This is a genomic window from Streptomyces sp. NPDC007189, assembly GCF_040703635.1.
Classification (GTDB): Bacteria; Actinomycetota; Actinomycetes; order Streptomycetales; family Streptomycetaceae; genus Streptomyces.
Genome location: NZ_JBEYEY010000023.1, coordinates 26,071 through 43,018, shown reverse-complemented (window position 1 = coordinate 43,018; position 16,948 = coordinate 26,071). Strand labels below are relative to the sequence as shown.

Here is a 16,948-nt window from a genome sequence, read left to right as displayed (position 1 = left end):
GCCAACGAGTCGGGCAAAGCCCCCAGACGTTACCGGAACGCATCCCTCAGGTTAGCCGTCTGACGACTTGCCACCCGATCGGGGGGCGCCCACCGTCGCGCCGGCCTTGACCCCGCCGTCCTTGCCGGACGCCGGCGTCTCGAAGGACTCCAGCGCCTCCAGGACGTCCTGGACCCGGGAGATCTCGGCGTTGATGTCCTCGCGCCTGCGCACCAGGATCTCCAGCTCGCGCTTGCCCTCCTCGACCGTGCGCCGGGCCTCGCGGATCGCCTCGGCCTTGAGCTCCTCGGCCTCCTTGATGAGGCTGGCCTTCTTCAGCTCGGCCTCCTTGAGCAGCCCCTCCGCCTTCTTCACGGCGGCGATGCGCACCTTGCCCGCCTCGGAGTTGGCCTCCGACACCAGCTCCTTGGCCTTCGCCTCGGCCTTCGCCAGCTGCTCCTCGGCCGCCTTGATGAGCGCGTCGCAGCGGTCGCCGGTGGACTTCATCGTCTCGGCGGCCTCCCGCCGGGCCCGCTCGTGCAGCTCCTCGATCTCGGCGGTGATCCGGTCGCGCAGCTCCTCCGCGCGCTCCCTGATCGCGGTCGCGTCCCGGCGGGCGCCGACCAGCAGCTCGTCGGCGTCCGTACGGGCCTTCTCCACCCGGGAGTTGCCCTCGACGGTCGCCTCGGCGACGATCCGCTCGGCCTCGGCGCGGGCCGCACCGACCATCGTGTCGGCCTGCGACTCGGCGTCCGCGGTGGTCTTCAGCGCCTGCTCCTGCGCCTCCGCGAGCAGCTTGTCCACCTCGGCCGTGGTCTCGGTGATGAGCGTGTCGACCTGCTCGGCCGCCTCCGAACGCCGCTTGTTGGCCTCCTTGCGGGCCTCGTCCAGGGTCCGCTCGGACTCCTCGCGGGCGGAGTTCACGAGCCGTTCGGCCTCCGTCTCCGCGTCCGCCTTGAGCCGCTCGGCGTCCGCCCGCAGCCGCTCGGCGTGCGCCTGCGCCGAGCCGACCGTCTCGGCGGCCTCCGCGCGCAGCCGCTCGGCCTCGCCGGTGGCCTCCCCGACGAGCTGCTCGGCGGCCGCCAGGGCCTCCGCGCGCACCCGGTCGGCCTCGGCCAGCGCCTCGGTGCGCACCCGCTCGGCCTCGGCGGCGGTCTCCGTCTGCAGCCGCTCCGCCTCCGTGAGTGCTTCCGTACGGACCCGGTCGGCCTCGGCGATCGTCTCGTTCTGCAGGCGCTCGGCCTCGCTGCGGGCCTCGGTGATGAGGGTGTCCGCCTGGGTCGCCGCGTCGGAGCGGATCCGGTTGGCGTCCTCGCGGGCGTCCGCCCGGGTACGGGCCGCCGCCTGGTCGGCCTCGGCGAGCGCGTCCGAGGCCTCGGTGCGCACCCGCTGGGCGTACTCGCCGGCGTCCGCGCGCAGCCGCTCGGCCTCCGTCATCGCCTCCGCGACCGTACGCTCGGCCAGCGCCTTAGCGGCCTCCGACGCCTCGTTCGCCTCGCGCCGCATCCGCGAGGCGTCCTCGCCGGCCCGCTCCCGCTCGGCGTAGGCGTCGGCACGGACCCGGTCCGCCTCCTCCTCGGCCTCCCGCCGGGTGCGGTCCGCCGCGTGCTCGGCGGCCGAGCGCAGCCCGGCGATCTCCTCCTGCGCCTGCTCGTGCAGCCCGGCGACCGAGTCCCGCACCTGCTGGGCGTGCTGCTCGGCCGCGGAGACCATCTCGGTGGCCCGCCGGTCGGCCTCCTCCACCAGCCGGGTGGCCTCGGCCTGCGCCTCCTCCACCCGCCTGCGGGCGGACGCCAGCAGCTCCTCGCTCTGCTCGCGGGCCCGCCGGCGCTCCTCCTCGGCCTCCTCGCGGGCCGCGCCGAGCAGCTCCTCCGCCTCGCGGCGGCGCCGGGCGGCCTCCTCCTGGGCGGCGGCCAGCGTCTCGGACGCCTCGGTGCCGAGCCGCTCGGCGGCGGCCTGCGCCTCCGCGCGCACCCGGTCGGCGGTGTCCTGGGCCTCGGCCTTGAGCCGCTCGGCCTCGGCCGCGGCCTCACTGCGCAACCGTACGGCGACGGCCTCGCCCTCGGCGCGGAACGCGGACGCGTCGGAGGCGGCCTCGTTACGCAGCCGCTCGGCCTCGGTCTCGGCCTGCTGCTGGAGCGTACGGATCCGTTCGGCGGACTCGGCGCGCAGCCGCTCGCTCTCCTCGGCGGCCTCGCGGCGGATCCGGGCGGCCTCCTCGCGGGCGTCCGCGAGCGCCTGCTCGGCCGACTCCAGCCGTTCCTGCGTCTCCGTCTGGAGCCGGGTCAGCTCGGCCGCGGCCTCGGCCCGGCGGGCCTCGACGGCGCGCTCGGTCTCCTCGCGCAGCTCCCGCGCGGCGGTCTCGGCGTCCGCCGTGATCTTCTCGGCCTGCTCGCCGGCCTCGGCGCGCAGCCGCTCGGCCTCCTTGCGGGCCCGGCCCAGGGTCTCCTCGGCCTGCCGGCGCAGCGCGGTGGCCCGCTCGATGGCCTCGGTGCGGACCTTCTCGCTGTCGGTCGTCGCGGTCTGCCGCAGCTCGTCGGCGTCCGCCTTGGCCTTGGCCAGCAGCTCCTCGGCGGTCCTGGCCGCCTCCTCGATCTGCGCGACCGCCTCCCGGCGGGCCTCCGCGCGGATCGACTCGCCCTCGGCGACCGCGTCGGCGCGCAGCTGCTCGGCCTCGCCGCGCAGCCGGCGGGCCTCCTCCTGCAGCTCGACCGTCTTGGCGCGGTACTCCTTGGTGTCGTCCTTCGCCGCGCCCTTGAGCTGCTCGGCGATGTCGTGCGCCTCGGCGCGCAGCCGGTCCGCCTCGGCCTCGGCCTCGGTGCGGATCCGCTCGGCCTCCTCGGTGGCGGCCCTGGTGGTCCGCTTGGCCTCCTCGGAGGCCTTGGTGAGCACGTCCTCGGCGGTCCTGGCCGCCTTGGACAGCTGGGTGGCGCTCTCCTCGGCGGTGATCGCGCGGGCCTTCTCGGACGCCTCCGCGAGGATCTTCTCGGCCTCGGCGCGGGCGTCCGCGACCAGCTGCTCGGCCTCCGACCTGGTCTGCTCGGCCTCCTTGGTGGCCTCCTCGACCAGCCGGGCGACCTGCTCCTTGGCCGTGCGGGTCCGCGTCTCGTTGGCGGCCTCGGCGCTCGCCAGGGCCTTGGCGGCGGCCTCCTTGGCCTGAGTGACGACCTTCTCGGCCTCCGCCTGGGCCTTGCGCAGCGCCTCCTCGGCCGCGGTCATCCGCTCCTCGGCGGCCCGGGTCAGCTCGGAGGCCTGCCGGCGGGCGGTGTCGGACTCGCCGGCCGCGTCGGTGCGCAGCCGCTCGGCGTGGTCGGTGGCCTCCTGGGCCTGGGTGGAGGCGGCGTTCAGCAGGCGCTCGGCGTCCGTGCGGGCACGGCGCAGGAGCTGCTCGGCCTCCGCGCGGGCCGACTCCGCCTCGCTCTGCAGCCGCTCCCGGGCCTCGCGGGTCAGCCGCTCGGCCTCGGCGCGGGCGGCGGCCATCGCCTGCTCGGCCTCGGCGCGGGACTCCTCCAGCAGCCGGCGGGCCTGCTCCTCGGTGCGGGCGCGCAGCTGCTCCGCCCAGGCCACGTTCTCGTTGACGTGCGACTCGACGGTGGCGCGGCGCTCGGCCAGCTCCTGGTCGAGCTGCTGGCGCCGGGTGACGGCCTCCTGGTGCAGCTCCGCCTGGAGCCGGGCGGCCTGCTCGGCGTGCTCCTGCAGGATCCGCTGGGTCTGCGCGCGGGCCTCGGCGGCCATCCGCTCGGCTTCCTGCCGCAGCTGATCGGCCTGCATCTGGGCATTGCGGAGCAACTGCTCGGCCTGATAGCCGATGTCACCGCCGTCGAAGGCGGGCCGGGTCATCAGGGTGCGGCGCGCCTCGTGCAGCTTGGCGCGCAGCACCTCGACCTGGTAGCCGAGGTCCTCGGCGTGCTGGATCGCCTTTTCCCGCTCGGTCTTCAGCCGCTTCATCTCGGCCTCGAACCGAGAGAGGTGGTCGACGTCAGCCGCCGGCTCTCGCTCCTGGCTCTCGTAGCCCCGCACTGCGCGGTCCCATCCGTCCCCTGGTCAGCTTCTCCAACGAGCCTCGTCCTCCGCCGAACGGGGCCCCCGGGGAATGGTGTCAGATCAACGGCGGAGCACGGGCTGCTGCCCCGACGCTCGTCCCCCGAAACCCGGACCCCGGAAACGGCCGTCCCCCGCTTTCGGGGACGACCGTCCCCAACCCTACCGGCCCTTATGTACGGCGGTCAGTGCTCAGGGGACTCAACCGGGGCGGAAGTGACCAGTTCTGTCAGGACGCCGTGGCAGTCCTTGGGGTGCAGGAAGGTGATCCGCGACCCCATCGAGCCCCGTCGCGGCTCGTCGTACAGCACGCGTACGCCCTTGTCGCGGATGTCGGCGGCGTCCCCGTCCACGTCCGCCGTGCCGAAGGCGATGTGGTGGACGCCCTCCCCGTTCTTCGCCAGCCACTTGCCGACCGCGGAGTCTTCGCGGGTCGGTTCCAGCAGCTGGAGGTAGGAGGCGCCGCCGTCCGAGGTCTCGTTGATCTTGAGCATGGCCTCGCGCACGCCCTGCTCCTCGTTGACCTCGGTGTGGAACACCTCGAATCCGTACGTGGCCCGGTAGAACTCGACAGTGGCGTCGAGGTCGTGGCAGGCGATCCCGATGTGGTCGATTCGCGTCAGCATGGATTCAGTGCAGCGCCACCGCGGTGGTTACGCAACGTGCGAGCGATCACACTGACAGCCCGATGACGGCACGGAGTGCCACTCAGTACATTCGAAGTAAACCCTCGTTCACTCCTCGGCCTGGGCAAGGCCGGTAAGGGGATCGCAGCTCATGCCTTCTGGAACGAACAGCTCAGTGATCGTCGCGGGCGCGCGAACGCCCATGGGACGACTGCTCGGCTCGCTCAAGTCCTTCTCCGGAGCCGACCTCGGCGGCTTCGCGATCAAGGCCGCCCTCGACCGTGCGGGGATCGGCGGCGACCAGGTGCAGTACGTCATCATGGGCCAGGTGCTCCAGGCGGGCGCCGGGCAGATCCCGGCCCGCCAGGCCGCCGTGAAGGCCGGCATCCCCATGAACGTCCCGGCGCTCACCATCAACAAGGTGTGCCTCTCCGGCCTCGACGCCATCGCGCTGGCGGACCAGCTGATCCGCGCCGGCGAGTTCGACATCGTCGTGGCCGGCGGCCAGGAGTCCATGACCAACGCCCCGCACCTGCTGCCGAAGTCCCGCGAGGGCTTCAAGTACGGCGCGGTCGAGATGCTCGACGCGATGGCCCACGACGGCCTGACCGACCCGTGGGAGAACATCCCCATGGGCCAGTCCACGGAGAAGCACAACACCCGCCTCGGCATCGGCCGCGCCGAGCAGGACGAGATCGCCGCCCTGTCCCACCAGCGGGCCGCCGCCGCGCAGAAGAACGGCCTGTTCGAGGCCGAGATCACCCCGGTGGAGATCCCGCAGCGCAAGGGCGACCCGGTCCTGTTCAGCAAGGACGAGGGCATCCGCGGCGACACCACCGCGGAGTCCCTGGCCAAGCTGCGCCCGGCCTTCAGCAAGGACGGCACGATCACGGCCGGGTCGTCGTCCCAGATCTCCGACGGCGCGGCCGCCGTGGTCGTGATGAGCAAGGCCAAGGCCCAGGAGCTGGGCCTGACCTGGCTCGCCGAGATCGGCGCGCACGGCAATGTGGCCGGCCCGGACAACAGCCTGCAGTCCCAGCCGTCCAACGCCATCCGGCATGCCCTGAAGAAGGACGGCCTGGAGGTCTCCGACCTCGACCTGATCGAGATCAACGAGGCCTTCGCCGCGGTCGCCGTGCAGTCCATGAAGGACCTCGGCGTGTCCACCGAAAAGGTGAACGTGAACGGCGGCGCGATCGCCCTCGGCCACCCGATCGGCATGTCCGGCGCCCGTCTGGTGCTGCACCTGGCGCTGGAGCTCAAGCGGCGCGGCGGCGGCATCGGCGCGGCCGCGCTGTGCGGCGGCGGCGGCCAGGGTGACGCGCTGATCGTGCGGGTACCGAAGGCGTGAGCACTCTCGTCGTGCGCGTCTGTACGTCTGTGAACTGAACGGAGCTGTTTTGATGCAGGACGTCTCCTCTCTGGTGGCCCAGGCCAGGGAAGGCCGGCCGCGGGCCGTGGCCCGGCTCATCTCCCTGGTGGAGGGGGCGTCCCCGCAGCTCAGGGAGGTCATGGCGGCGCTGGCCCCGCTGACCGGCAACGCCTACGTGGTGGGCCTGACCGGTTCCCCGGGGGTCGGCAAGTCGACCTCGACCTCCGCGCTCGTCACGGCGTACCGCAAGCAGGGCAAGCGGGTCGGCGTCCTGGCCGTCGACCCGTCCTCGCCCTTCTCCGGCGGCGCCCTGCTCGGCGACCGCGTCCGCATGTCGGAGCACGCCTCCGACCCCGGCGTCTACATCCGCTCGATGGCCACCCGGGGCCACCTGGGCGGCCTCGCCTGGGCCGCGCCCCAGGCGATCCGGGTCCTCGACGCGGCGGGCTGCGACGTGATCCTGGTCGAGACGGTGGGCGTGGGCCAGTCGGAGGTCGAGATCGCCTCCCAGGCGGACACGAGCGTGGTCCTGCTGGCCCCCGGCATGGGCGACGGCATCCAGGCGGCCAAGGCGGGCATCCTGGAGATCGGCGACGTGTACGTCGTCAACAAGGCGGACCGGGACGGCGCGGACGCCACCGCCCGCGAACTGAACCACATGCTGGGCCTCGGCGAGGCCCGCGGCCCCGGCGACTGGCGCCCGCCGATCGTGAAGACGGTCGCCGCCCGCGCCGAGGGCGTCGACGAGGTCGTCGAGGCCCTGGAGAAGCACCGGGCGTGGATGGAGGAGCGCGGGGTGCTGGCCGAGCGCCGCAGGGCCCGCGCGGCCCGCGAGGTGGAGACCATCGCGGTGACGGCCCTGCGCGAACGCATCGGCGACCTGCACGGCGACCGCCGCCTCAGCGCGCTCGCGGAGCGCATCGTCGCCGGCGAACTGGACCCGTACCGCGCGGCCGACCAACTGGTGGCGGGCCTGACACAGGGATAACCGATCGCCAACCCGCCGACGCTGCTGCTAACTTGACGGCCATGTTCCTCTCCTTGGCGTAGAGCGCACACCGGACCGCGAGGCCTCGACGTACGACCGGCTCTCGCGTCCCTCGGTGTCCCCTCTCCCGCCTGCAGCAGAGGAACATCCGCATGTCCACGCATGCCCCCGCGCGGCCCTCGTACGCCGCCGTACTGCGCCTGCCGCACGCCCGCCGCACCTTCGCCTCCGCCCTCACCGCCCGCCTGGCCTACGGCACGGTCTCCCTGGCGATGCTGCTGTCCGTCACCCGGTCCACCGGCTCCTACGCCGTCTCCGGCGCCGTGCTGTCCCTGTTCGGCGCCACGACGGTCTTCCTGATGCCGCTGCGCGCCTGGCTGACCGACCGCCGCGGCCCCCGCCGCGCCCTGCCGCCCATGGCCGTGCTGTACGGCGCCCTGCTGGGCGTGCTGGCCGCGCTGACCTGGCGCCCCGGGGCGCCGCCGTGGACCCTCGCCGTCACGGCGGCCCTCGCGGGCGGGTGCGCGCCGCCGCTGGGGCCCGCCATGCGCGCCGTCTGGGCGGAACTGGCAGCGGAACCGGCCATGCTGGCCCGCGCCTACGCCCTGGACGGCGTCGCCGAGGAACTGCTCTACGTCTCCGGCCCGGCCCTGGTCGGCGCCCTGACGGTCTTCGCCCCGCCCGCGTCCGGGATCCTGCTCAGCGCGGTCCTGATCGTCGGCGGCACCTGCGTCTTCGCCACCTGCCCGGCGCTACCGGGCCCCCGCGTGACCGCCCCGGGAAAGCGGCGCGGCACCGTCTCCGGCCTGCTGGCGCCGGTCGCCGTGGTCGCCGGGGCGGGGCTGGCGCTGAGCGGGGTGGAACTGCTGGTGACGGCCTTCGCCACGGCACGGTCGTACGACACCGGGCTGGTTCCCTGGGTGCTGGGCGCGCTGTCCGCGGGGAGCGTGGTCGGCGGCCTGCTCAACGGGGCGGTGACGTGGCGGAGGCCGGCCCGGGCGCGGCTGTGCGGGTTCGCCGCGGGGCTCGGCCTGGTGATCGCGGTGGCGGGCCTGGCGCCGGGTCTGTGGACCCTGGCCGGGGTCATGGCCCTCGCCGGGGTGTTCATCGCCCCCATCCTCACGACGGCGTACCTCGTGGCCGACGAAACGGCGCCCGAGGGAGCCCGCACGCAGGCCGGCGCGTGGGTCAACACGGGGGTCAACGCGGGGAGTTCGGCGGGCGCGATGGCGGCGGGACTCTTGATCAGCCGGGTGCCCCTCACGGTGTGCTTCCTGCTGGCGGGCGGGGCGGCCGTGCTGCCCGCCGCGGGGGCGTATCGCCGTCGCGGGGCGCGGGCCGGGGCCGTGGTGGGCTAGGCCTGGGGCGCCGGGCACGGTGGTCGCCGGGGGCACCTCCTCTCGGGAGGCGCCTTGTCGGCGCAGGTCAGCGACCCGCCCGGCCCGGCCGCACCACCCCGCACTGCTCAGGGGCGACCCCGTTGCCCCCGCAAATGCTCGGCGATCGGCTTCAGCGCCTTGTCCAGTTCGTGCAGGGCTTCCGGTGACAGCAGATCGATGAAGTGCCGCCGCACGGAGGCGACGTGGTGGGGTGCCACCTTCTTCATCGTCTCCATGCCGTGCTCGGTCAGCACGGCGTACAGCCCCCGCCGGTCCGACTCGCAGTTCTCACGGCGCACCAGGTTCGCGTTCTCCATCCGCGTGATCTGGTGAGAGAGCCGGCTCTTGGACTGCAGCGTCGCGGAGGCGAGGTCGCTCATCCGCATGCGGACGTCGTCCGACTCGGACAGGTTCACGAGGATCTCGTAGTCGTTCATTGTCAGGCCGAACGGCTGCAGATCCTTCTCCAGCTGGTACGTCAACAGCCTGTTGACCTCCAGGTGGGTGCGCCAGGCGCACTGCTCCGCATCGGTCAGCCAGCGCGTGGCCGTCTCGGTCTCCATGAATGAAGTCTACCTAAGATGTTGAATAGCGAACTACTTCGGATGGTGTGACTGTGCGCACGCGTTCGATGTCACACTCCGCAGACTACCGCTCACAGCCCGAAGCGACGCTGGAGGTCCCCCAGCTGTCCGGGAAGGCGCGGTGCGCCCGACGGTTGCGGACCGTGTCCGCCCGGCCCCGCAGCGCCACCTCCGGGCACTCCCGGCTCGGACGGGACCACCCCCGTCGCCGTCTCCTCCATGAGGGTCTCCGACGACTGCAACAGGACCGTTCCCGCGCCCACGAACTCGAACTGGTGCTCCTCCCCGGATACCCCGCCCAGGCCCGTCATCGCACGTAGACCGCCCAGTACACCCGTCAGATACCCGTGGTCGTAGTGATGACACGGTGACGGGCAGTCGGCCCACCCGACGAGCGCCTGAGGGTCGACCCGGATCGGAGGTTCCACGAACACCACCGGACCGTTAGATGCGGCCACAAACTTTCCGGTTCCGATAAGGGTCAGAAAACCCGGCACGATCGACTGCTTCAGCGACAGACTTGGCTGAAAAGCGAGCAGGTTGCCCGAGCGAATGGTCAAGTTCCCGTCGTCCAGGTCGTAGGAATTGACGTCGAAGGCCCGGTCGGCGAGCAGCATCTTGCCCGAGCCCGACGCCACCACCCAGTCGCTCGCGTGCAGTGGCGAATGGAACGACGTGCGGACAAGTCGGTCCAATCGGCCGTGCCCGATGCCGTTGAACTCGATCGCCCCGTAGTAGGCGATCATCTTCCCCTTCTGCAGGAACCACTCCCCGCCCTTGAGCTCGACGCAGAAGGTGTACTTGTTCACGTTGTCGTCGACGGGCAGGGTCATCGGGTCGTACACCACCGGGCCGCCCGCGGTGCCGTACATGCCTCCGTGCGCGCTCACAGCTTCTCCTCCGAGGCCTGGACGAACACCGTGCCGTTGCCGCTCAGCTCCAGCTGGAAGGCCTCGCCGGAGCCGCGGCCCACCATCTCGCGCCAGCCGAGCGCGGCGGACAGTCTGTTGCGGACGTCGCCGTGGTGGGCGACGTAGGCCTGGGGGTCGACGTGGACCGGCCGCTGGGGAGTGACCGGGATCTCGAAGACGCCGCCGTGCGCCATCACGGCGACCGAGCCCTGGCCCTGGAGGGTGGTGGTGAACAGGCCCTGCCCGGTGACCTGGCCCCGGACCAGGCCCATCACCCCGCCTTGCGAACCCATGAACATCGTGCCCTGCCGCAGCGTGCCCTCGAAGGCGAGCAGGCGGTCGGCCTCCACGTAGAGGGTGTCGCCGGTGAGGTCGATCACGTGGACGTGGTGGCCGCCGTGCCCGAAGAAGACCGTGCCGCTGCCCTCCACGGTCATCAGCGGCGTCGCCTCGCCCGACACCCGGCGCCCGATCATGGACATCAGGCCGCCCTGGCCGCCCTGGAGGTTCGGCGTGAAGGACACGTCCCCCTTGTAGGCGAGCATCGCCCCGCGCTGGCTGAACAGCCGCTGCCCGGGCAGCACGGTCGCCTCGACCATCTTGGAGTTGATCTCCCGGAACGCCATGGCTACAGATCCCCCGCGATCGTGTTCCGCTCGCTCGGCTGCACGTACACCAGACCGTCCCCCTCGAAGCGGATCTGGAAGGCCTCGCCGCCGCCCTCCCCGAAGAACGTGCGGAACGTCACGCCCGACTGGAAGGACTGCCGGACGTTGCCCTGGTGCGCGACATAGGCGCCCGGGTCGACGATCAGCGGGTACTGCGGGCTGACCCGGAGCACCACCGCCGGCCCGTCGGACAGGATCGCCGCCTGCCCGTGCCCCTCGACGGTTGTCGTGAACAGGCCGTTGCCCTGCGAGGCGCCGCGCAGCCCCGTGAAGGTCGTGCCCGTGCGCAGCCCCGCGTCGGTCACGAGCAGGTTGCTCGACTCCACGTACAGCTTGTCGCCCTGGAGGCTCACCAGGTTGATCTCGGTCGCCCGGTCCGCGAACCAGCACGTGCCCTGCCCCTTCACCTCCATCACCGTCATCTGCTCGCCGGTGAGCCGCCGGGTCACCATCCCCCGCAGCCCCTCGCCGCCGCCGCTCAGCTTCTTGAAGCTCATCTGCCCGTCGTACGCGACCATCGAGCCGTTCTTCGCCTTCACGGCGTCCCCGGTCATGTCGACGGCGAGCACCTTGCTGCCCTGTAGTCGGAACATCGCCACGCAGTGAAAGTAGCGGCGCGACGGGTGGACGGAACAGGGCCCCTGGGTGGACACGGACCCTGAGCGGACCCCTAGGGCCGCCGTTTGCCACAATGGGGAGGCTTGTGCGTGCGTTCACAAACCGCATCCCGCCGTCGACGGACCGTAACCGCAGACCGTCGCGAGAACTCCCACCGAAGGTGATCCGTGGACATCAAGACCGCCACCGCCCTCCGCCGCCTCCGCCTGGTCTCGGCCCCGGAGGCCGTGTCCTTCCTGATCCTCCTCGTCTGCTCGGTGCTGAAGCGGACCACCGACTTCAACGCGGTCCCCGTCATGGGGGCGGTCCACGGCGTCCTGTTCATCCTGTACGTGATCTTCTGGGCCGACGCCTGGAACCGCACCAAGTGGCCCCTGAAGACGGGGCTCCTCTACTTCGTCCTCTCCGTGCTGCCCACCGGCGGCTTCTTCGCCGAGCGCAAGCTCAAGCGCGCCGCCGAGGACGAGGTCATCGCCGCCCGCGCCCGCAAGGAAGGGACCGTCAACGCATGATCGTCGCCTTCTCCGTGACGCCCCTCGGCGTCGGCGAGGACCGAGGGGCGGTCCGACCGGTCCGGCGGGGTGCTGTGCTGCTGCGGGCTCGCCTGTGCGGCTCGGGCGGTCCTGGGGCGACCGATAGACGAGACGGGGCTGACCGGCATATGACCGGCCGGTAGGGTCTGATGACGTGCCGAAGCCACTCAGCCTTCCCTTCGACCCCATCGCCCGCGCCGACGAGCTCTGGAAGCAGCGCTGGGGAAACGTGCCGCCCATGGCCGCGATCACCTCGATCATGCGGGCCCAGCAGATCCTGCTCGCCGAGGTGGACGCGGTGGTCAAGCCGTACGGACTGACGTTCGCGCGGTACGAGGCGCTGGTGCTGCTGACCTTCTCCAAGGCCGGCGAGCTGCCGATGTCCAAGATCGGGGAGCGGCTGATGGTGCATCCCACGTCCGTGACGAACACCGTGGACCGGCTGGTCAGGTCCGGGCTGGTCGCCAAGCGGCCCAACCCCAACGACGGGCGCGGCACCCTCGCCGTCATCACCGACAAGGGCCGCGAGGTGGTCGACGCGGCCACCCGGGACCTGATGGCGATGGACTTCGGGCTCGGGGTGTACGACGCGGAGGAGTGCGCGGAGATCTTCGCGATGCTCCGTCCGCTGCGGGTCGCGGCGGGCGACTTCGAGGAGGACTGAGCCCAGGGGCCACCCCGGGCAAGATCTCCCGGAACGGGTGGTTACGCTCGACTCCATGAAGAAGAGCGTGCTGACCCGCTACCGCGTCATGGCCTACACCACCGGTGTCCTGCTGGTGCTGCTGTGTCTGAGCATGATCGCGAAGTACGGGCTGGACATCAGCGGTGCGGCCGACGTGACCCGGGTCGTCGCCATCGCCCACGGCTGGCTGTACGTCGTCTACCTCGTCGTCGCCTTCGACCTGGGCTCGAAGACGAAGATGCCGATCGGCAAGCAGCTGTGGGTGCTGCTGGCGGGGACGATTCCCACCGCCGCCTTCTTCGTCGAGCGCAGGATCAGCCGCGAGCTGGAGGCCAAGGTCGCCGACCAGGCCCCGGCCGTCGCCAAGGCGTAGCCCGCCCGCCGTACGGACGCCGTGCGGCGGGCCCCGTGCCCGCCGTGTGGCCCGGCCCACCCCACCGGACGGCCCTCTGCCATCGACATTTACTAGGACGTCCAAGTAAATTCGATGGTATGGACGCTCACGCCATCGAGGAGGGCCGCCGCCGCTGGCAGGCCCGCTACGACGCCGCACGCAAGCGCGACGCAGACTTCACCACGCTCTCCGGTGACCCCGTGGAGCCGGTGTACGGGCCCCGACCGGGCGACACGTACCAGGGATTCGAACGCATCGGCTGGCCGGGGGAGTACCCCTTCACGCGCGGGCTCCATCCGACCGGCTACCGCGGGCGCACCTGGACGATCCGGCAGTTCGCCGGGTTCGGCAACGCCGAGCAGACCAACGAGCGGTACAAGATGATCCTCGCCGCCGGCGGCGGGGGCCTGTCCGTCGCCTTCGACATGCCGACGCTCATGGGGCGCGACTCCGACGACCCCCGCTCGCTCGGCGAGGTCGGCCACTGCGGCGTCGCCATCGACTCCGCCGCCGACATGGAGGTCCTGTTCAAGGACATCCCGCTGGGCGACGTGACCACGTCCATGACCATCAGCGGTCCGGCCGTGCCGGTCTTCTGCATGTACCTGGTCGCCGCCGAGCGGCAGGGCGTGGACCCGTCGGTGCTCAACGGCACGCTCCAGACCGACATCTTCAAGGAGTACATCGCGCAGAAGGAGTGGCTGTTCCAGCCCGAGCCCCATCTGCGCCTGATCGGCGACCTCATGGAGCACTGCGCCGCCGGCATCCCCGCCTACAAGCCGCTGTCCGTGTCCGGCTACCACATCCGTGAGGCGGGTGCGACGGCCGCGCAGGAACTGGCGTACACGCTGGCGGACGGATTCGGGTACGTCGAACTGGGGCTCAGCCGCGGCCTGGACGTGGACGTCTTCGCCCCGGGCCTGTCCTTCTTCTTCGACGCGCACGTCGACTTCTTCGAGGAGATCGCCAAGTTCCGTGCCGCGCGCCGCATCTGGGCGCGCTGGATGCGCGACGTGTACGGCGCGCAGAGCGACAAGGCGCAGTGGCTGCGGTTCCACACGCAGACGGCCGGTGTGTCGCTGACGGCCCAGCAGCCGTACAACAACGTCGTCCGTACGGCCGTGGAGGCGCTGGCGGCCGTCCTCGGCGGGACCAACTCGCTGCACACCAACGCCCTCGACGAGACCCTCGCGCTGCCCAGCGAACAGGCCGCGGAGATCGCGCTGCGCACGCAGCAGGTGCTGATGGAGGAGACCGGCGTCGCCAACGTGGCGGACCCGCTGGGCGGTTCGTGGTACGTCGAGCAGCTGACGGACCGGATCGAGGCCGACGCGGAGAAGATCTTCGAGCAGATCAAGGAGCGGGGTCTGCGGGCCCACCCGGACGGACAGCACCCCATCGGGCCGATGACGTCCGGGATCCTGCGCGGGATCGAGGACGGCTGGTTCACCGGCGAGATCGCCGAGTCCGCCTTCCGCTACCAGCAGGCGCTGGAGAAGGGCGACAAGAAGGTCGTCGGCGTCAACGTCCACACCGGTTCGGTCACCGGGGACCTGGAGATCCTGCGGGTCAGCCACGAGGTGGAGCGCGAGCAGGTGCGGGTGCTGGCCGAGCGGAAGGCCGCCCGGGACGACGCGGCCGTGCGCGCCGCCCTCGACGGCATGCTGGCGGCCGCCCGCGACGGCTCCAACATGATCGAGCCGATGCTCGACGCGGTACGGGCCGAGGCGACGCTCGGCGAGATCTGCGGGGTGCTGCGCGACGAGTGGGGCGTCTACACGGAGCCCGCCGGTTTCTGAGCCGGCTCAGGCGGACGAGGTCAGGCCCTGCAGCAGGACCCGGGTGAAGTCGCGTACCCACTCCTCGTCCGCCGGTTTGCCGCTCACCAGGGTGCGGTGCACCACCGCGCCCGCCACCACGTCGAAGATCAGCTCCACCGTGCGGGCGGCCTCCTCCGGCTCGGGCACCGGGGGCAGTTCGCCGCGGCTCTCGGCGCGGGCGCGGCCCTGAAGGACCAGGCGCATCTGGCGTTCCACGATGGAGGAGCGGATGCGCTCGCGCAGCGCGTCGTCGCGGGTGGACTCGGCGACCACCGCCATCAGGCCACTCTTCGCCTCCGGGCGGGCCAGGATCGCCGCGAACTGCAGCACCACGCCCTCGATGTCCGCGGCCAGGCTGCCCCGGTCGGGAAGCTCCAGCTCGTCGAAGAGCTCCGCCACCGCGTCGCACACCAGCTCGTGCTTGCCGGCCCAGCGGCGGTACAGCGTCGTCTTCGCGACCCCGGCGCGGGTCGCCACGTCTCCCAGGGTGAGCTTGGACCAGCCGAGTTCCACCAGAGCCTGCCTGGTCGCGGCCAGGATCGCGGCGTCCGCGGCGGCGCTGCGCGGGCGCCCGGTACGGCTGGCGGGGGTGCGGCTCTGCATTCCTCGACCATAACCGGCGGGATCTGTGCGGTCGTGAGGGAGATCACCGGGTACTGGTGTCGTGCGGGACCCCGATGGCATTACGCTACGACTCGTAGCGAAAGCGTGGGCCGGCTCGTGACGGACGTACACGAGGCGGACGCACGCGATGACATGGGGGCGCGGGTGGGGACCCGGCGCCCGCGCACGGTGTTTTTCGTTTCGACGCGGTAACGGGGGAGGATAGACGCATGCAGCCACGGAACATGTCCATGAGCGGCGTCGTCGACCTCGCCGCGGTGAAGGCGGCCCAGGAGGCCAAGGCCAAGGCCGAGCAGGCGCGCACGGAGGCCGCCCGGCACGGCGGCACGGGCGCCGTCACCCCGGCCGATCTCGTCATCGACGTCGATGAGGCGGGCTTCGAGCGCGATGTCCTCCAGCGGTCCGCCGAAGTCCCGGTCGTCATCGACTTCTGGGCCGAGTGGTGTCAGCCCTGCAAGCAGCTGAGCCCGGTCCTGGAGCGGCTGGCCGTCGAGTACAACGGGCGCTTCCTCCTCGCCAAGATCGACGTCGACGCCAACCAGATGCTGATGCAGCAGTTCGGGATCCAGGGCATCCCCGCCGTGTTCGCCGTCGTGGCCGGACAGGCGCTGCCGCTGTTCCAGGGCGCCGCCCCCGAGCAGCAGATCCGGCAGACGCTGGACCAGCTGGTGCAGGTGGCCGAGGAGCGGTTCGGCCTCACCGGCCTGAGCGTCGACCCGGACGCGCAGCCCGGCGGCACGGCCGTCGAGCAGACGGGGCCGTACGACGCGGCGCTGAACGCCGCCGCTCAGGCCCTGGACGCCGGCGACCTGGGCGGCGCCATCCAGGCGTACAAGAACGTGCTGGCCGACGACCCGGGCCACCCCGAGGCCAAACTCGGCCTCGCGCAGGCGGAGTTGCTCCAGCGGGTGCAGGGCTTCGACCCCCAGAAGGTCCGTCAGGAGGCGGCCGGGAAGCCCAAGGACGTCGACGCGCAGATCGCCGCCGCCGACCTGGACCTGGTGGGCGGTCATGTCGAGGACGCCTTCGGCCGGCTGATCGAGACCGTGCAGCGTACGGCGGGTGACGACCGGGACACCGTGCGGCGCCGGCTGCTGGAGCTGTTCGAGGTCGTGGGGCCCGAGGACCCGCGTGTGGTGGGCGCGCGAAGGGCGCTCGCGCGCGCCCTGTTCTGACCAGTCGCTAAACGCCACGGCTTGTGATGCCGGGGTGAAAGGTTTGCCGACGAGTCGTCACGGCGGCGGCTCTTTGCCAAATCTTGGTAATCGGTCGAACTGTTACTGCGAGTAAGTCGAGGCCGTTGGTCTGTCTGGATTCGTCCACGGATCAACGGCTTTGCTCTGCCCCCGATTGCCACCGAGCGTCGCGCTCCGAGACCGCTCGGTCGTCCTGCGGTTATCCGGCCGTTACTAGCCAGTAACGAACCCCCTTGTGCCCGGCGCGAGAATGCACCACGATCGGCGACGCTCGGTCCATTCCCACACCCCGGCAGCCGGTCGGGTCACGGGAGACTCTGGGTCCCCACCGAGCAGAGCCGGCGGCAGTGGCGCCGGCTCTAGGGCAGGGGGGTCTTCGTCCACTCGGCGAAGCCTGTCCAAGCAAGGTTGTGCGTGATGCGTGTCGTGCGCGACCAGTGGTTGTCGCTCGGGGGTGATCGCCGGTGATTCGGGCGCGGTTCGCGCCACCGAGCGCGGGCGCTCTCCTTCCCGAGGACGTAGCACTTCTC

At 71.7% G+C, this 16,948-nt stretch carries 15 protein-coding genes; 8 read left to right on the top strand and 7 right to left on the bottom strand.

Annotated elements, in window-relative coordinates:
* Positions 1-51: 51 nt before the first annotated feature.
* Together scy and mce are read right to left on the bottom strand one after the other, a co-directional pair.
* On the bottom strand, positions 52-3,999 hold the full coding sequence (gene scy / locus AB0950_RS34875; protein ID WP_366780216.1) for a polarized growth protein Scy: 3,948 nt from the start codon (positions 3,997-3,999) through the stop codon (positions 52-54).
* Positions 4,000-4,205: 206 nt separating this feature from the next.
* Positions 4,206-4,646: a methylmalonyl-CoA epimerase gene (gene mce, locus AB0950_RS34870; protein WP_055704832.1), complete on the bottom strand. Its 441-nt coding sequence runs from the start codon at positions 4,644-4,646 to the stop codon at positions 4,206-4,208.
* Positions 4,647-4,797: 151 nt separating this feature from the next.
* On the opposite strand from mce, the gene AB0950_RS34865 reads away from it, so the two are divergent.
* From AB0950_RS34865 to AB0950_RS34855, 3 genes are all read left to right on the top strand, one after another.
* Positions 4,798-5,997: an acetyl-CoA C-acetyltransferase gene (locus AB0950_RS34865; protein WP_360574822.1), complete on the top strand. Its 1,200-nt coding sequence runs from the start codon at positions 4,798-4,800 to the stop codon at positions 5,995-5,997.
* Between the two features lie 52 nt (positions 5,998-6,049).
* Positions 6,050-7,006 carry a methylmalonyl Co-A mutase-associated GTPase MeaB gene (gene meaB / locus AB0950_RS34860; protein WP_360574823.1) on the top strand — a complete coding sequence of 319 codons (957 nt, stop codon included), beginning with the start codon at positions 6,050-6,052 and terminating at the stop codon, positions 7,004-7,006.
* Between the two features lie 152 nt (positions 7,007-7,158).
* Positions 7,159-8,364 carry an MFS transporter gene (locus tag AB0950_RS34855; protein WP_366780215.1) on the top strand — a complete coding sequence of 402 codons (1,206 nt, stop codon included), beginning with the start codon at positions 7,159-7,161 and terminating at the stop codon, positions 8,362-8,364.
* A gap of 107 nt (positions 8,365-8,471) precedes the next feature.
* On the opposite strand, the gene AB0950_RS34850 is transcribed toward AB0950_RS34855, so the two are convergent.
* The 4 genes from AB0950_RS34850 to AB0950_RS34835 form a co-directional block, all read right to left on the bottom strand.
* Positions 8,472-8,948, bottom strand: a complete 477-nt coding sequence (locus tag AB0950_RS34850; RefSeq protein WP_360155177.1) for a MarR family transcriptional regulator — start codon at positions 8,946-8,948, stop codon at positions 8,472-8,474.
* Positions 8,949-9,040: 92 nt separating this feature from the next.
* Entirely contained in the window at positions 9,041-9,841 is an 801-nt protein-coding gene (locus AB0950_RS34845) for an AIM24 family protein (RefSeq protein ID WP_360155300.1), read from the bottom strand.
* Positions 9,842-9,855: 14 nt separating this feature from the next.
* The gene (locus AB0950_RS34840; protein WP_360155180.1) at positions 9,856-10,506 is read right to left on the bottom strand and encodes an AIM24 family protein; all 651 of its coding nucleotides are present in this window, start codon (positions 10,504-10,506) and stop codon (positions 9,856-9,858) included.
* A gap of 2 nt (positions 10,507-10,508) precedes the next feature.
* Positions 10,509-11,141: an AIM24 family protein gene (locus tag AB0950_RS34835; RefSeq protein WP_366780214.1), complete on the bottom strand. Its 633-nt coding sequence runs from the start codon at positions 11,139-11,141 to the stop codon at positions 10,509-10,511.
* Between the two features lie 192 nt (positions 11,142-11,333).
* Between AB0950_RS34835 and AB0950_RS34830 the strand changes: the two genes are divergently transcribed.
* From AB0950_RS34830 to AB0950_RS34815, 4 genes are all read left to right on the top strand, one after another.
* Positions 11,334-11,678: a DUF3817 domain-containing protein gene (locus AB0950_RS34830; RefSeq protein WP_361980232.1), complete on the top strand. Its 345-nt coding sequence runs from the start codon at positions 11,334-11,336 to the stop codon at positions 11,676-11,678.
* Between the two features lie 175 nt (positions 11,679-11,853).
* The gene (locus tag AB0950_RS34825; protein ID WP_360155195.1) at positions 11,854-12,363 is read left to right on the top strand and encodes a MarR family transcriptional regulator; all 510 of its coding nucleotides are present in this window, start codon (positions 11,854-11,856) and stop codon (positions 12,361-12,363) included.
* A gap of 55 nt (positions 12,364-12,418) precedes the next feature.
* Positions 12,419-12,757 carry a DUF3817 domain-containing protein gene (locus AB0950_RS34820; RefSeq protein WP_351216123.1) on the top strand — a complete coding sequence of 113 codons (339 nt, stop codon included), beginning with the start codon at positions 12,419-12,421 and terminating at the stop codon, positions 12,755-12,757.
* A 119-nt stretch (positions 12,758-12,876) separates the two neighbouring features.
* Entirely contained in the window at positions 12,877-14,577 is a 1,701-nt protein-coding gene (locus tag AB0950_RS34815) for a methylmalonyl-CoA mutase family protein (RefSeq protein ID WP_360155198.1), read from the top strand.
* Positions 14,578-14,583: 6 nt separating this feature from the next.
* Here the strand turns inward: AB0950_RS34815 and AB0950_RS34810 are convergent, their stop codons facing one another.
* A complete protein-coding gene (locus tag AB0950_RS34810; RefSeq protein WP_330337755.1) occupies positions 14,584-15,201 on the bottom strand; it encodes a TetR/AcrR family transcriptional regulator in 618 nt (205 codons plus the stop codon).
* Positions 15,202-15,431: 230 nt separating this feature from the next.
* Here AB0950_RS34810 and AB0950_RS34805 point away from each other — a divergent pair, with 230 nt between their 5' ends.
* Positions 15,432-16,397: a tetratricopeptide repeat protein gene (locus tag AB0950_RS34805; RefSeq protein ID WP_360155202.1), complete on the top strand. Its 966-nt coding sequence runs from the start codon at positions 15,432-15,434 to the stop codon at positions 16,395-16,397.
* Positions 16,398-16,948 lie beyond the last annotated feature (551 nt).

Coding starts and splice junctions, on each gene's coding strand:
- AB0950_RS34865 (WP_360574822.1), top strand. CDS start 4,798: ATGCCTTCTGGAACGAACAGCTCAGTGATCGTCGCGGGCGCGCGAACG.
- meaB (WP_360574823.1), top strand. CDS start 6,050: ATGCAGGACGTCTCCTCTCTGGTGGCCCAGGCCAGGGAAGGCCGGCCG.
- AB0950_RS34845 (WP_360155300.1), bottom strand. CDS start 9,841: ATGTACGGCACCGCGGGCGGCCCGGTGGTGTACGACCCGATGACCCTG.
- AB0950_RS34835 (WP_366780214.1), bottom strand. CDS start 11,141: ATGTTCCGACTACAGGGCAGCAAGGTGCTCGCCGTCGACATGACCGGG.
- AB0950_RS34810 (WP_330337755.1), bottom strand. CDS start 15,201: ATGCAGAGCCGCACCCCCGCCAGCCGTACCGGGCGCCCGCGCAGCGCC.
- AB0950_RS34850 (WP_360155177.1), bottom strand. CDS start 8,948: ATGGAGACCGAGACGGCCACGCGCTGGCTGACCGATGCGGAGCAGTGC.
- AB0950_RS34805 (WP_360155202.1), top strand. CDS start 15,432: ATGCAGCCACGGAACATGTCCATGAGCGGCGTCGTCGACCTCGCCGCG.
- AB0950_RS34840 (WP_360155180.1), bottom strand. CDS start 10,506: ATGGCGTTCCGGGAGATCAACTCCAAGATGGTCGAGGCGACCGTGCTG.
- AB0950_RS34820 (WP_351216123.1), top strand. CDS start 12,419: ATGAAGAAGAGCGTGCTGACCCGCTACCGCGTCATGGCCTACACCACC.
- AB0950_RS34855 (WP_366780215.1), top strand. CDS start 7,159: ATGTCCACGCATGCCCCCGCGCGGCCCTCGTACGCCGCCGTACTGCGC.
- AB0950_RS34815 (WP_360155198.1), top strand. CDS start 12,877: ATGGACGCTCACGCCATCGAGGAGGGCCGCCGCCGCTGGCAGGCCCGC.
- mce (WP_055704832.1), bottom strand. CDS start 4,646: ATGCTGACGCGAATCGACCACATCGGGATCGCCTGCCACGACCTCGAC.